The organism is Ruegeria sp. ABM4_193 (assembly GCF_056158705.1).
This window is the reverse complement of sequence record NZ_JBSWTT010000001.1, coordinates 2,575,412-2,589,244: the sequence shown is the minus strand read 5'-3', so window position 1 is coordinate 2,589,244 and position 13,833 is coordinate 2,575,412. Positions and strand designations below refer to the sequence as shown.

The 13,833-nt window shown below is 56.7% G+C and carries 11 protein-coding genes and 1 tRNA gene; 5 read left to right on the top strand and 7 right to left on the bottom strand.

The window, feature by feature from the left end:
* Window positions 1-23 precede the first annotated feature (23 nt).
* From ACXADZ_RS12965 to ACXADZ_RS12945, 5 genes are all read left to right on the top strand, one after another.
* The gene (locus tag ACXADZ_RS12965; RefSeq protein ID WP_171185160.1) at window positions 24-896 is read left to right on the top strand and encodes a MurR/RpiR family transcriptional regulator; all 873 of its coding nucleotides are present in this window, start codon (window positions 24-26) and stop codon (window positions 894-896) included.
* 105 nt (window positions 897-1,001) lie between these two features.
* Window positions 1,002-1,075 (top strand) — tRNA-Gly (locus ACXADZ_RS12960).
* A gap of 128 nt (window positions 1,076-1,203) precedes the next feature.
* Complete coding sequence (locus ACXADZ_RS12955) at window positions 1,204-3,024, top strand: ABC transporter transmembrane domain-containing protein (RefSeq protein WP_475196904.1); 1,821 nt, start codon at window positions 1,204-1,206, stop codon at window positions 3,022-3,024.
* 159 nt (window positions 3,025-3,183) lie between these two features.
* A complete protein-coding gene (locus ACXADZ_RS12950) occupies window positions 3,184-5,073 on the top strand; it encodes an acyl-CoA synthetase (RefSeq protein ID WP_475196901.1) in 1,890 nt (629 codons plus the stop codon).
* Window positions 5,074-5,085: 12 nt separating this feature from the next.
* Window positions 5,086-6,009 carry an alpha/beta hydrolase gene (locus ACXADZ_RS12945; RefSeq protein WP_475196900.1) on the top strand — a complete coding sequence of 308 codons (924 nt, stop codon included), beginning with the start codon at window positions 5,086-5,088 and terminating at the stop codon, window positions 6,007-6,009.
* A 30-nt stretch (window positions 6,010-6,039) separates the two neighbouring features.
* On the opposite strand, the gene ACXADZ_RS12940 is transcribed toward ACXADZ_RS12945, so the two are convergent.
* The 7 genes from ACXADZ_RS12940 to dtd form a co-directional block, all read right to left on the bottom strand.
* Window positions 6,040-6,876, bottom strand: a complete 837-nt coding sequence (locus ACXADZ_RS12940; RefSeq protein ID WP_171668808.1) for an alkaline phosphatase family protein — start codon at window positions 6,874-6,876, stop codon at window positions 6,040-6,042.
* A gap of 151 nt (window positions 6,877-7,027) precedes the next feature.
* Window positions 7,028-8,665: an ABC transporter ATP-binding protein gene (locus tag ACXADZ_RS12935; RefSeq protein WP_171092556.1), complete on the bottom strand. Its 1,638-nt coding sequence runs from the start codon at window positions 8,663-8,665 to the stop codon at window positions 7,028-7,030.
* The gene (locus ACXADZ_RS12930; RefSeq protein ID WP_171185151.1) at window positions 8,662-9,477 is read right to left on the bottom strand and encodes an ABC transporter permease; all 816 of its coding nucleotides are present in this window, start codon (window positions 9,475-9,477) and stop codon (window positions 8,662-8,664) included. The genes ACXADZ_RS12935 and ACXADZ_RS12930 overlap by 4 nt, the downstream gene beginning before the upstream one ends.
* The gene (locus ACXADZ_RS12925; RefSeq protein WP_171092552.1) at window positions 9,474-10,430 is read right to left on the bottom strand and encodes an ABC transporter permease; all 957 of its coding nucleotides are present in this window, start codon (window positions 10,428-10,430) and stop codon (window positions 9,474-9,476) included. Before ACXADZ_RS12925 ends, ACXADZ_RS12930 begins: the two co-directional genes overlap by 4 nt.
* Before the next feature lie 15 nt (window positions 10,431-10,445).
* On the bottom strand, window positions 10,446-12,032 hold the full coding sequence (locus ACXADZ_RS12920; RefSeq protein ID WP_171092551.1) for an ABC transporter substrate-binding protein: 1,587 nt from the start codon (window positions 12,030-12,032) through the stop codon (window positions 10,446-10,448).
* 235 nt (window positions 12,033-12,267) lie between these two features.
* On the bottom strand, window positions 12,268-13,371 hold the full coding sequence (locus ACXADZ_RS12915) for a glycerate kinase type-2 family protein (protein WP_475196897.1): 1,104 nt from the start codon (window positions 13,369-13,371) through the stop codon (window positions 12,268-12,270).
* Complete coding sequence (gene dtd, locus ACXADZ_RS12910) at window positions 13,371-13,808, bottom strand: D-aminoacyl-tRNA deacylase (protein WP_475196895.1); 438 nt, start codon at window positions 13,806-13,808, stop codon at window positions 13,371-13,373. The genes ACXADZ_RS12915 and dtd overlap by 1 nt, the downstream gene beginning before the upstream one ends.
* Between the last annotated feature and the right edge of the window lie 25 nt (window positions 13,809-13,833).

The following is a 13,833-nucleotide window of genomic DNA, read 5'->3' as shown; positions in this document are numbered from 1 at the left end:
AAACATAAGAAACGAGGGTGCCGATGGCCACCGTTGTGAAACTTGTCAAACAGCGGATTCAGGATGAACTGGACGATCTGACTCGATCAGAGCGCCAGTTGGCGTCTATCCTGTTGCAGGATTATCCGATGGCAGGGCTGCAATCGATCACCAAGCTGGCAGCTGCTGCGCAGGTCTCGACCCCGACCGTTATCCGTATGGCCCGCAAGCTTGGGTTCGATGGGTTTCCGGACCTGCAGGATGCCCTGCGCGAAGAAGTAGCAGCGCAGATCAAGAAACCGATCTCGAAACGAGATGCTTGGGTTGTCGATGACGATGCCGAACACCCGACAACGCGCTTTGCGCAGGCCGTCTGGACAAACATGCGCCACACGCTGGAGCGTCTGGACAAAGAGATGTTTGACACCGTCGCCCAGCTATTGGCTGAAACGGACCGGCATCTTTACGTGGTGGGTGGCCGCATCACCCGATCCAACGCGGATTATCTGTTCAATCACATGCAAATCATCCGTCCCAACGTGACCATGCTGGGCAATTCAGCCAATGTTTGGCCGCAGTACCTTTTGGACATGGACGCGTCCTCGGTCCTGGTGATCTTCGACATTCGGCGATACGAGGCGCATCTGGAAAAGCTGGCCCAGGTTGCCTCGAGCCGAGGCGTCACAGTTGTTCTGTTTACCGACCAGTGGGGCTCACCCATCGGAAAGACCGCAAATTACACCTTCCACGCCTTGGTCGAGGCCCCTTCAAGCTGGGATTCGACGATAGCGCTGCAGCTGATTTCGGAAACCTTGATTGCAGAAGTGCAAGAGGCCCGGTGGGAGGAAAGTAAGGAACGGATCGAGGAACTGGAGCAGTTTTTTTCGTCAACCCGGCTATTCCGCAATCAGGATTGAACGGTCGAATCTGATTAAGCGCTTTGGTGCAAAAACGGTGGCACAAAATTTGCCACTTCCTGCTTGACGCGCACCTGTGCATGACTTAACCAACGCAAACCATTTGCGGGTATAGCTTAATGGTAAAGCCCCTGCCTTCCAAGCAGGCTATGTCGGTTCGATTCCGTCTACCCGCTCCAATCACCCTTACTTTTCTGCGTCAAATGGCCCTTTCGGGTGGCAGATCCATGTCGTGATGCTTGACCAAAAGGGCGGCTGAGGCCAAGAAAGCGTTCACTTTCTAGCGTTCAATCCATAAGGGCCCGACATGGCAAGACAGACCGCCAACAAACCAGCTCAAGCCGCTGCCCCAGGTGCCAGCGAAGAGCGGGCCCGCTCAAAGAAAATTGGGGTGCTGTCCTCGCTTTGGCCTTTCATGAAGCCCTATAAGCTTTTGATGATTGGCGCGACTCTGGCGTTGATTCTGACCGCAAGCATGACGCTGACCCTGCCACTTGCGGTGCGGCGCGTGATCGACAACTTCCGCATCCAGGATGGCGAACTGCTGGATTGGTATTTCCTGGCGGCACTGGGTATCGCCGCTGTTCTGGCTGTGGGCACCGGCATCCGGTATGCGCTGGTCACGCGGCTGGGCGAACGTGTGGTGGCCGATATTCGCAAGGCCGTGTTCGATCGCGTGATCGCGATGAGTCCTGAATTCTATGAACGCATCATGACCGGCGAGGTGCTCAGCCGGATCACAACGGACACCACCCTGATCCAATCTGTGCTCGGGTCATCAGTGTCGATCGCGTTGCGCAACATGCTGATGTTCTTTGGTGGGCTGGTTTTGATGCTGCTGACCTCGGCCAAATTGACCGGGCTGGTGCTTTTGTTGATCCCGATTGTCGTTGTTCCGATTCTGGTTCTGGGCCGCCGTTTGCGCGTGATCAGTCGCGAAAATCAGGATTGGATCGCAGCCTCGTCCGGAAATGCAGGTGAGGCATTGGGCGCTGTTCAGACTGTGCAGGCCTTTACCCACGAACAGGAAAGCCGCAAGCAATTCGGAGAGATGACCGAAACCTCGTATGTGGTCTCGTTGCGTCGCATTCAGACCCGTGCGATTCTGACGGTCATCGTGATTTTCCTGGTCTTTTCGGGCATCGTCGGTGTCCTTTGGATGGGGGCCAATGACGTAAGAAACGGTGTGATGACCGAAGGCGTTCTGGTGCAGTTCGTGATCTATTCGATCATCATGGCAGGCTCGGTTGCGGCCCTGTCCGAAATCTGGAGCGAACTTCAACGCGCGGCCGGGGCGACCGAGCGTCTGGTCGAACTTCTGAATGCCGAAGACACCGTGACCGATCCCGTCAAGCCCTTGACCCTGCCCAAAGATGTTAAAGGTGAAATCCGGTTCGAAGATGTCAGCTTCCGCTATCCAGCGCGCCCCGATACCGTCGCGCTGGATCATCTGTCGCTGCAGGTCAATCCGGGCGAAACCGTCGCGTTTGTCGGACCGTCAGGTGCAGGCAAGACGACCGTCATTCAGTTGATCCAACGCTTCTATGATCCCAATTCGGGCCGGGTCACGTTGGATGGTCATGACCTGCGAGAGCTGGATCGGGCAGATTTCCGTACCCATATGGCTCTGGTTCCTCAGGACCCCGTGATCTTTGCCGCCTCGGCCCGAGAGAACATCCGCTTCGGGCGTTTGGATGCAACCGACGCCGAAGTGGAAGCCGCGGCCCGTGCAGCCGCCGCACATGATTTCATTGCGGCCTTGCCGGAAGGGTATGATAGCTTTGTCGGTGAACGCGGTGTGATGCTGTCCGGAGGGCAAAAGCAGCGCATTGCCATCGCCCGTGCTATCCTGCGAGACGCGCCGGTTTTGTTGCTGGACGAGGCGACCTCGGCTCTGGATGCAGAAAGTGAACGTGCGGTGCAGGGCGCGGTAGACCAGATGCGCGCCGGGCGCACGACGCTGATCGTCGCGCACCGATTGGCAACCGTGAAAAAAGCCGACCGTATCGTCGTGCTGGAAGAGGGTCGTATCGTGGCGCAAGGCAGCCATGATGATCTGGTGTCTCAGGACGGGCTGTATGCACGTCTGGCCCGGTTGCAATTCACCGACGGTGTTGCCGCAGAATAAGGGTGACGCACGGGCATTTTCCCATTCGCCGTAGCGTCATTCTACATTTTACCCGTTGTCACAGCTAAGCCCTCGCTTGCGCGCGGTCGGTTTTGATCCCATCTTGGAGGCGAACAACAAGCCCGCGCGAAATGCGGGAGATCATACGGGAGGAACCACATGGCTTTTGTGGGATTGGAAGACAAAACGCGCATGGAACAGGAAATGCCGTGGGAGGATCGGGATTTACCCGTCACCTTCCATCAGCTCTTGTCGCGCACGGCAGAGAAGTTTCCCAACCACAATGCCATCAGTTTTCAACTGTTGTCGGGACCAACCGATAAGGCCGAGACCCTGACCTGGTCGCAATTGCAGGGCAAGGTTAACCAGGCGGCGAACCTGTTCCGTTCGCTGGGCGTTGGCGAAAAAGATGTGGTGGCCTATGTGCTGCCCAACTGTAACGAGACGCTGATCACGATGATGGGCGGCGCGGTAGCCGGGATCGTGAATCCGATCAATCCGCTGCTTGAGCCGGAACAGATCGCGGCCATCCTGCGCGAAACCGGCGCAAAGGTTGTGGTGACGCTGAAATCGTTCCCAAAAACGGATGTGGCCCAGAAAGTGGAAGAGGCTGTGCGCCATGCCCCCAAGGTCAACACCATTCTGGAAATCGACCTGAACCGTTATCTGACACCTCCCAAGTCCTGGCTGGTGCCTTTCCTGCGCCCCAAGATGGGTGACAAGGAAAAACTGGCCCATGCGAACTACAAGAACTTTAATAAAGAGCTGGCCAAGCAGCCGACCACGCTGACGTTTGAAGACAGCAAGGAAGACCGCGTTGCGTGCTACTTCCACACGGGCGGTACGACGGGTATGCCAAAAGTGGCGCAGCACAAGTATTCCGGCCTCGTCTATAACGGCTGGCTGGGTCACACGCTGTTGTTTGACGAGAACGACGTCATCATGTGCCCGCTTCCCATGTTCCACGTCTTTGCGGTGCACGTGATTATGATGGCGGCCGTGTCCTCGGGCGCGCACGTGATCTTCCCGACACCGGCCGGGTATCGCGGAGACGGCGTATTCGACAATTTCTGGAAGCTGATCGAACGCTGGAAGGTGAGCTTTATCATCACCGTTCCCACTGCCATTTCGGCCAAAATGCAGCGTCCGGTTGATGCCGATATCTCAAGCGTGAAAACAGCTTTCTCTGGCTCGGCCCCGCTGCCGGTTGAGCTGTTCCGCCGCTTTGAAGAAGCCACGGGTGTGAAGATCGTTGAAGGCTATGGCCTGACCGAGGCCACGTGTCTGGTGTCGTGCAACCCTGTGGATGGTGAGAAAAAGATCGGATCGATCGGTATTCCGTTCCCCTATACGGATGTAAAAATCCTGCAAAGCGGGCCGGACGGACCGGTCGAATGCGGTACGGATCAAATCGGAGAAATCTGTATCTCGAACCCGGGTGTATATGCGGGCAACACCTATACCGAGGCCGACAAGAACGTCGATCTTTACTATTACGACAAGTATTTGCGCACGGGTGATCTGGGGCGGTTTGATGAAGACGGCTATCTGTGGATTACAGGTCGCGCCAAGGATCTGATCATTCGCGGTGGCCATAACATTGACCCAGCCGAGATCGAAGAAGCGCTATTGGGCCATGAAGCTGTCGCGTTTGCCGGTGCCATTGGTCAACCAGACGCGCATTCCGGTGAAGTGCCATGTGCGTTTGTCGAACTAGTCGACGGGGCGTCGGTCACGGAAAAAGAGCTTATGGACTACTGCAAGGTTCATGTGCATGAACGTGCGGCGCAGCCCAAGCATATGACCATTCTGGACGAACTGCCGAAAACTGCGGTTGGTAAGGTCTTTAAGCCCGATCTGCGCAAGCAGGCGATCACACGTATCTACAATAGTGCGCTTGAGGCAGCTGATGTATCTGCACGTGTTGTTTCGGTGATCGACGACAAAAAGCGCGGCCTTGTCGCGCAGCTTGACGCGAACGGATCTTCGGAAGACGATGTCTCAAAAGTGCTGGGCGCATTTACCCAGCCATGGGAGTGGTCTGAGTAAGCCGGAGGGACAATGGACTATGAACGCCTGATTGACGAGGAAACCTGGGCGTTCATACGTCGCACGGCTGAAAGCTATCCCGATGATGCGGTTGATCTTTCAATTCAGGATCAGCGTCGCGTCTATGACACCATGTGTCAGGATTTCCGACAACCTCGCCCTGCGGGTGTAGAAACACAGGATCAGGCGGCTGATGGCGTTCCGGTCCGTATCTACACCGCCGGGCAACCCACGCGAACCATCGTCTATTTCCATGGCGGTGGGTTCGTTGTGGGTGGGTTGGACAGCCACGACGATGTCTGCGCCGAACTGTGCGCCCAGACAGGGTATCGTGTCGTTTCGGTTGACTACCGGCTGTGCCCGGAAAACGTGCATCCCGCGCAGTTCGAGGACTGTTGGACGGCGGTGAATTGGGCGGCGCGTGAATATGGTGACCCGCTGATCCTGGCCGGAGACAGTGCTGGTGGGAACCTTTCCGCTGCCGTTGCCCATCACGCGCGTGGGCGATTGGACGGCATCTTAGGACAAGTGCTGATCTATCCGGGGCTTGGTGGCGACCGTGGTCAGGGTTCATATCTTGAACACGCCCATGCGCCATTGCTGACATTGGACGATATCAAGTTCTATGAGACCGTCCGATGTTCAGGTGATCAGCCGCAGAACGACCCGACCTACGCGCCCTTGCAGGACAGCGACTTTTCGAACCTGCCCCCAACTGTGGTTGTGACGGCCGATTGTGACCCGTTGCGTGATGACGGTCTGAACTACTGTCAGCGAATTACAGCAGCAGGGGGCCAGGCCCATTGGATCAACGAGCCTGGCCTTGTGCACGGCTATCTGAGGGCACGGACCTCGGTAAAACGCGCCGCGGAAAGCTTCGAACGTATCTCTGTCGCTGTCGAAGCCCTGGGACAAGGGATCTGGTCTTACGACTAAGAACTATCTTAGTGCAAAGACGCGTTCGCCTTATCGCAGGAACACTTCGCCTTTCATCGTCTCTGCAATGGGGGCGCCCATTCGGCTCAGGATTGTCGGCGCCAATTGCAATTGGTTGATGACGGTCTCTGCGTCAGGTCCTTCTGCATCGCCGAAGTAATACAGTGCTGTTTCCTGTTGCAATGGGCCACGACCACCGTGATGGCCGCGCTCGTCCTGCCCGTGATCGGCGGTGACGATCACATCATATCCCAGTTGGCGCCAGCGGGGGATAAAAGGGGCCAGCATCTCGTCGGCGACAAAGCAAGCATGATCCATTTCTTCGCAATCGTGGAAGAAACGGTGGCCCATACTGTCCAGCGTGCAGGTGTGCAGGATGCCATAGTCCAGCCCGAAGCGCAGGCAGAGATTGGTGAGTGTCCCATATAGGTCCACGTCGGATGGCGTCATCTGATTGTCTTTTCCATATCCCGTCATGCTGTGGAAACGACCATGGTTGATCGTCTGGCTTTCGGGCTCGTCGTATTCGATATCACGGACATAGTCGAACGGGTGGCGGTTGAAGAACTGGGACCAGTAGCTATGCGTTACTGCTCCGGTTACGCCGCCACCTTCGCGAACCTGACTGAAAACATCCTTGTGGCTCAAACGAAAGACGTTGCCGTTGCCGGTGCAGCCATGTTCCTGCGGTGTCACACCTGTGTGGATTGACGCATAGCAGCTGGCCGATGTCGAAGGCAGCACGGCCCGCAACTTCCAGACCCGTGCGTCGCCACTGTCGACCCAGCCTTCCAGATTGCCAAACAAACGACGAAAATTGCGGTAGGGGACGCCGTCCAGAATGATTAGTAGAAGTTTGCGGTCCATGCCCGTGTCTTTCATTAAATTCTTCAGCCGAGTCTAGGAGATTCGCGGCCCTAAACGCGACTGTTCACGCCCCCAATAGCAAAATCCCGACACCTGTTATCTGACAAAGCGCCGGGATTTTCAGATTTCATGGAACTGTCACAAGCGTGGATCAGTTCCCTGCGCTCTCCATCTTGCGATGGGCGACAACCTCTTCCAGCCAACCCAGATGCATTTCGGGCACCGAGCTGAGCAGAAGGTCGGTATAGTCGTCAAACGGCGGGCTCAGCACCTGCGATTTCGGCCCGTAGCGAACCACGCGCCCCTGATACATCACCGCGATGCTGTCGCTGATCGCGCGGACCGTCGCTAGATCGTGGGTGATGAACAGATAGGCCACGTTCTCGATCTTTTGCAGGTCCAACAGCAGCTTGAGAATGCCATCCGCCACCAGAGGGTCGAGCGCAGACGTTACCTCATCACAGATGATCATCTTCGGCTTTGCCGCCAGTGACCGGGCGATGCAGACACGCTGTTTCTGACCACCGGACAGCTCGGCTGGATAGCGGTCGATGAACTTTTCGCCCAACTCGATCTCATCCAGCAGTTCGATGACCCGCTTGCGCTTTTCCGCACCCCGCATGTTGAAGTAGAATTCCAGCGGGCGGCCGATGATGGTTCCAACGGTCTGACGCGGGTTCATCGCCACGTCGGCCATCTGGTAGATCATCTGCAATTCGCGCAGGTCTTCGCGGGTTCGGCCTTTGAGGTCTGGCGATAGTTTGCGCCCGGCAAAGGTGATTTCACCATCCCGAGGGGGCAACAAACCGGTGATGACCCGCGCCAGCGTCGATTTACCCGAGCCGGATTCGCCCACAACGGCCAGTGTCTGCCCCGGATGAAGCTCGACATTGACGTTGTGCAAAACGTCGAAGTTCAAGCCCTTGTAACGCGCGGTGATACCGTCAACGCTGAGCACCGGTTCTGGTGTCGGCTGCTTCTCTTCATGCTCAATTGAGCGAACCGAGACCAGCGCCTGCGTGTATTCCTCCTGCGGATTGTTGATGATCTGATCGGTGTTGCCGTACTCGACCGTATTGCCCATGCGCAGAACCATGATGTCATCGCTCACCTGCGCCACAACTGCCAAGTCATGGGTGATGTAAAGTGCGGCGACTCCGGTGTCTGCGATGGCTTCTTTGATCGCCATCAGAACATCGATCTGGGTAGTCACATCCAGCGCCGTGGTGGGTTCGTCGAAAACCACAAGATCAGGCTCGGGGCACAAGGCCAGAGCCGTCATGCAGCGCTGCAACTGTCCACCCGAAACCTGATGCGGGTACCGGTCGCCGATATTGTCCGGGTCGGGCAGACCCAGCTTGGCGAACAGTTCACGCGCCCGGCCTTCGGCCTCTTTGCGGCTGAACTTTTTCTGTTCGACCGCAGCCTCGACCACCTGATCCATGATTTTCTTGGCCGGGTTGAAGGACGCCGCGGCGGACTGAGACACATACGTGACTTCGCCACCGCGCAGCTTGCGGATATCCCCGTGCGAGGTTTTCAGGATATCACGCCCGTTGACCCAAACCTCACCACCGGTGATCTTCACACCGCCCCGGCCATAAGCCATTGAGGCCAGGCCGATGGTGGATTTCCCGGCGCCGGATTCCCCGATCAGGCCCAGCACCTTGCCGCGCTCGAGATCAAAGCTGACCCCGTGCACGATCTCGATGTCATGAGGTTTTTCACCCGGTGGATACACGGTTGCGCCGATCTTGAGGTCGCGGACCTTGAGAAGTGGATCGCTCATCCCCGGCCTCCTTTCAGTGATGTGGTGCGGTTCAGGACCCAGTCAGCCACCAGGTTGACCGAAATCGCCAGCGTCGCGATGGCGACAGCGGGATACAGCGCCGCACCGATACCGTAGACGATGCCGTCCTTGTTTTCCTTCACGATGCCGCCCCAGTCCGCCAGCGGCGGCTGAACGCCCAGACCGAGGAAGGACAGGGTCGAGACAAACAGGACCATGAAGATGAAACGCAGACCCAGTTCAGCCACCAGCGGCGACAGAGCATTGGGCAGGATTTCCCGGAAGATCACCCAGATCTGGCCTTCACCCCGCAGGCGCGAGGCTTCGACGTAATCCATTACGGCGATGTCCACCGCAACAGCGCGCGCCAGACGATAGACGCGCGTGGCATCCAGCAGGCCCATGACGATGATCAGAACAGGGATGGTGACCGGAACCATGGCCAGAACCACCAACGCGAAGATCAGCGATGGAATCGACATGATCAGATCGACTGTACGTGACATGACCTGATCGACCCAGCCGCCCATAACTGCCGCCAGAAAACCCAGGACCGAGCCGGTCACAAAGCTGAGGATCGTTGCTGCCGTGGCGATGAAGATCGTCGTGCGCCCGCCATAGATCATGCGGCTGAGAAGGTCGCGGCCAATGTTGTCCGTGCCCAGCCAGAATTGCGAGCTTGACGGCTCCCACACATCGCCGACGACCTCAGCCATGCCATAAGGGGCCAGCAGGGGGGCAAAGATGGCAACAAAGAAGTACAGGCCGGTAAAGCCAAGACCGATCATTGCAGAGATAGGAATGTTCTTCATTTCGGATGCCTCAACCTTGGGTTGGCAAGGATCGAGACGATGTCTGCAATCATGTTCAAACCGATATAGATCGCGGCGAAGATTACACCGCACGCCAGGACAACGGGCACGTCACGCTTGGTCACGTGATCCACCAGATATTGCCCCATGCCGGGATAGACGAAGACGACCTCGACCACGACGACGCCAACAACGAGGTAGGCCAGGTTCAGCATGACCACGTTTACAATAGGTGCGATGGCATTCGGGAATGCGTGGCGGTAGATCACCTGAAAGTTGCTCAGGCCCTTAAGCTCTGCCGTCTCGACATAGGCCGACTGCATCACGTTTAGGATTGCAGCGCGGGTCATACGCATCATGTGCGCCAAAACCACCAGAGTCAGCACGATGACAGGCAAAGCGATAGAGTTCAGCTTTTGCCCTAGGGTCATGCTGTCGTTGATCATAGCCAGAGGCGAGAAGAAGCCCAGTTTGACGGCAACGAAGTAGACCAGCACATAACCGATCAGGAATTCGGGGATAGAGATCGTGGTCAGTGTGACCGCCGAAATCATCTTGTCGGGCCAGCGGTTGCGGTAGCGGACCGCCAGAAGGCCCAGGAAGATAGCCAGTGGAACCGAAATAATAGCGGCCCAGAACGCCAGAAACAGTGTGTTGCCCAGACGGCTGCCAACGGATTCAGCGATGTCGAGCTTGTTTGTCAGTGATTGGCCCAGATCACCCTGAACAATGCCACCCAACCATTCAAAATAGCGGGTCAGGGCTGGCCGGTTGAGGCCCATTTCTTCGCGCAGGTTTGCCAGCGCTTCGGGGGTTGCGGATTGGCCAAGGACGGCTTGCGCCGCGTCCCCGGGAAGGGCTTCAGTGAGGCCGAATATCAGAGCCGATGCACCGAAGAGAAGCAAGAGTCCCAGCGCTAAGCGCTGGAACACCAGTTTGATGATGGGATGCATATACAGTAGCCCGGATCAGACGAACCACATTTTGCGGGACATATTGCCGTTCATCAGCTCTTGTGTCGGGTCGGTTTCCCAACCGTCCAACTGGTTGCTGATGCCCTCAACAAAGTCGTTGAACATCGGACAGATCAGACCGCCTTCATCGCGGACCATCATGCCCATCTGGCTGTAGATACCTTTGCGCTTTTCAGGGTCAAGTTCAGCACGCGCGGCGAACAGCAAGTCGTCGAAGGCCGGGACCTTGAACCGCGTGTCGTTCCAGTCCGCAGTCGACAGATAGGCAGTCGCATACATTTGATCCTGAACCGGACGGCCACCCCAGTAGGACGCGCAGAATGGCTGAACATTCCAGACTTCCGACCAATAACCATCATTTGGCTCACGCTTGATCTCAAGCGGAATTCCAGCTTCTGCTGCAGACTGTTGGAACAGGGCCGCTGCATCTACCGCACCAGGGAAGGCGCCATCTGCCACACGCAGAATAATTGGCGAACCGTCATGGCCCGATTTTTGATAATGCTCAGCGGCCTTTTCAACGCTGAATTCGCGCTGCGGAATAGTCTCATCAAACAGCGGGTAAGCCGCGTTGATCGGCATGTCGTTCCCGATCGAACCATAGCCTCGAAGCACTTTCTCAACCAGATCCTCTCGGTTGATGGCGTGTTTCAGAGCGAGGCGCAGTTCGTTGCTGTCGAACGGTGCAGTGTCAATGTGCATGATGAAGACATAGTGTCCGCGACCTGCGGTCGAGTGCACTGTCAGGTTTGGCGCGCGTCCCAAAAGGTCGGCCACTTTCGGTTCGACCCGGTTGATTGCGTGAACTTGTCCAGATTGAAGCGCGGCCGTACGGGCCGTAGCATCGTTGATCACGATCACTTCTACACTGTCGAAATTTCCGAAATCCGAGTTCCAGTGGTTTTCGAACTTTGTGTAAAGATGGCGTACACCGGGTTCATCCACTTCTACCTTATAAGGTCCGGTTCCGATGCCTGCGCCAGGATTCTCCATCCCTCCGTCAGGCTGAACGATCAAATGATAGTCGGCCATCAGATAGGGCAGGTCAGCGTTTGGCTCAGTCAGCGTGACTTGGAAGTTGTCCCCGTCAGCTTTCATGGACTCGATACCTTTCATGATGCCAAGCGCACCAGATTTCGAGTCTTCGTTCGAGTGACGCTGCATCGTTTTAAGCACGTCTTCGCTGGTCATCGTTTTTCCGTTGTGGAACTCAACGCCTTGACGCAACTTAAATGTCCATACTTTGGCGTCTGCGCTACCTTCTACGCTTTCTGCTAGGCGTGGCTCGATGGTGCCATCGGGTGCCACTTCAACCAACTGATCGCCGAATTGTTTGCCGTTCTGGAAGGGAACTGAGCTTGCATAGGTCGCCGGGTCAAGCGAGTTAGTTGATTCGCCACCTTGCAGGCCAAACTTCAGGTCACCGCCTTTTTTGGGCCCTGCCGCCCGCGCGGCATCCGCAAACATCGTGCTGGCCATCGCTGCCGAGACGCCTAAAGCCGCAGCTTTCCCCATAAATTCGCGGCGGGTCATCTTCCCGGCGGTGACCTGGCCGGCCATGTGCGTGATTTGTTCGTTCATTGAGTATTCTCCCTATTGAGTGGTTTTAGCCCTTTGCGGACTTTTTATTGACGCATGAGTCAAAGTTGGCGCATTTCAGACAACCGAGCAAGGATATTTCGCGCGTGCACTGAAAACGATGGTCTTCACGATGACGTCACGAACGCCGCCTTCGCGATCTGTATATCGAGAAACCGTCTGCATATTCTTTCATTTTCGGTTCTTGATGGAACAAAGTGTAGGAATATGCGTCAAATCATACGCGTATTGCGACAATTAGGTCCATTACGTTGGTCCCGGTTGGTCCCGTCACCAAAAGCGCACCCGCTGAATCCAGAAAAGTACCGCTGTCAGCGTTTTGAAGGTAGGTTTCGGCTGCGTCCACCCAGGTTGCGCCAGTCACGATCCCTCCGGCTGCGTTTGTTGGGCCGTCCGTGCCATCTGTACCACCAACAACAACCGTCAGGTTCGTTTGACCTGAGATCTCTTTGGCCAATGCAAGCGCCAGTGCCTGATTTCGCCCACCGCGCCCTGGGTGACCGGGTAGAACCACGGTCGGTTCACCGCCAAAGATCATCACACCCTTGTCCATGCCGCGTAGCATCGATCCAAGCTTTGCCGCCACTCGCAGATAGTCATCGTGCAGCGCTTCGTCATTGGCCAGTACCGTTTGACCCGCTTCGCTTGCTGCTAAGGCAGCCGCATTTCGGGCATGTGCGTTTGACGCCACGATCTGTGTCGTCGCCGTGAAGCTGTAGTCATCTGGCAAAGCTCCAATGCCCGAGCCAATGACATTGAGATCGTCGCCGGGCACGTCTGAAATCGCCAGAACAGTCGCGTGTGCACCTTTGAAATGAGACAGCAAACCGCCGCCCTTGATGCGTGACAGCTTGCGCCGCTCGGCGTTCATTGCCCGAATGTCCATCCCCTCAGACAGCAGTCTGCGGTTCAACGCTTCCAGATCGTGTAAAGACGTGCCGGTCAGAAGATCCTCGGCCAACGAGGACGCGCCGCCTGAAACCAACAGAAGGACATGAGAGCCCGGCGGCATCTGCTCCATCGCAACGCGGAGCGCGCGCCCACCCGCAAGGCTGCGGTCATCCGGCACCGGATGAGAGGCCTCGATCACCTCGACCGACTCGGGGAGATCGCGACCGTGTTCGTCTTTGGTGACCACAAGAGTGGGGACCGGACCAAACTGAGCCAGCGCCGCACGTGCCATGGCGGCAGCAGGTTTCCCAACGGCGAGAATCCGATCGGGCTTGGGAACATCCGGCAGTGCGGCCTTGGTGGCAGCGAACCCATCGACCGCATCAACTCCGGCCTGCCAAAACGAAACGGCTTGCTTTGTGATATCCATCAATTCTCAATCCAGATCGTAACAGGGCCGTCGTTTACAAGTTCGACCGCCATATCAGCCCCAAACTGCCCCGTTTCCACCGCAACACCTTGTGCGGAAAGGTGATTTGCAAATTCTTTATACAGGCGTTCACCCTGATCCGGCGGGGCTGCAGTTGAAAACCCCGGCCGGTTGCCGCTTTTTGTATCGGCGGCGAGTGTAAACTGGCTGATCACTAAAGCCGATCCGCCAATATCCCGAAGTGAGCGGTTCATTTTCCCCGCATCATCTTTGAAGATACGAATCTTGGCCGCCTTTTCGGCAAGCTTCTTGGCCTGCTCGTTGCCGTCGCCCTGCATGGCGCAAACAAGAATCATCAACCCCTGTCCACATGATCCTGTGACAGTGCCATCGACCGACACTTTGGCATGCGACACCCTCTGCAATACTGCGCGCAAGGGATTCCTCCTTGTTATGCAAAAG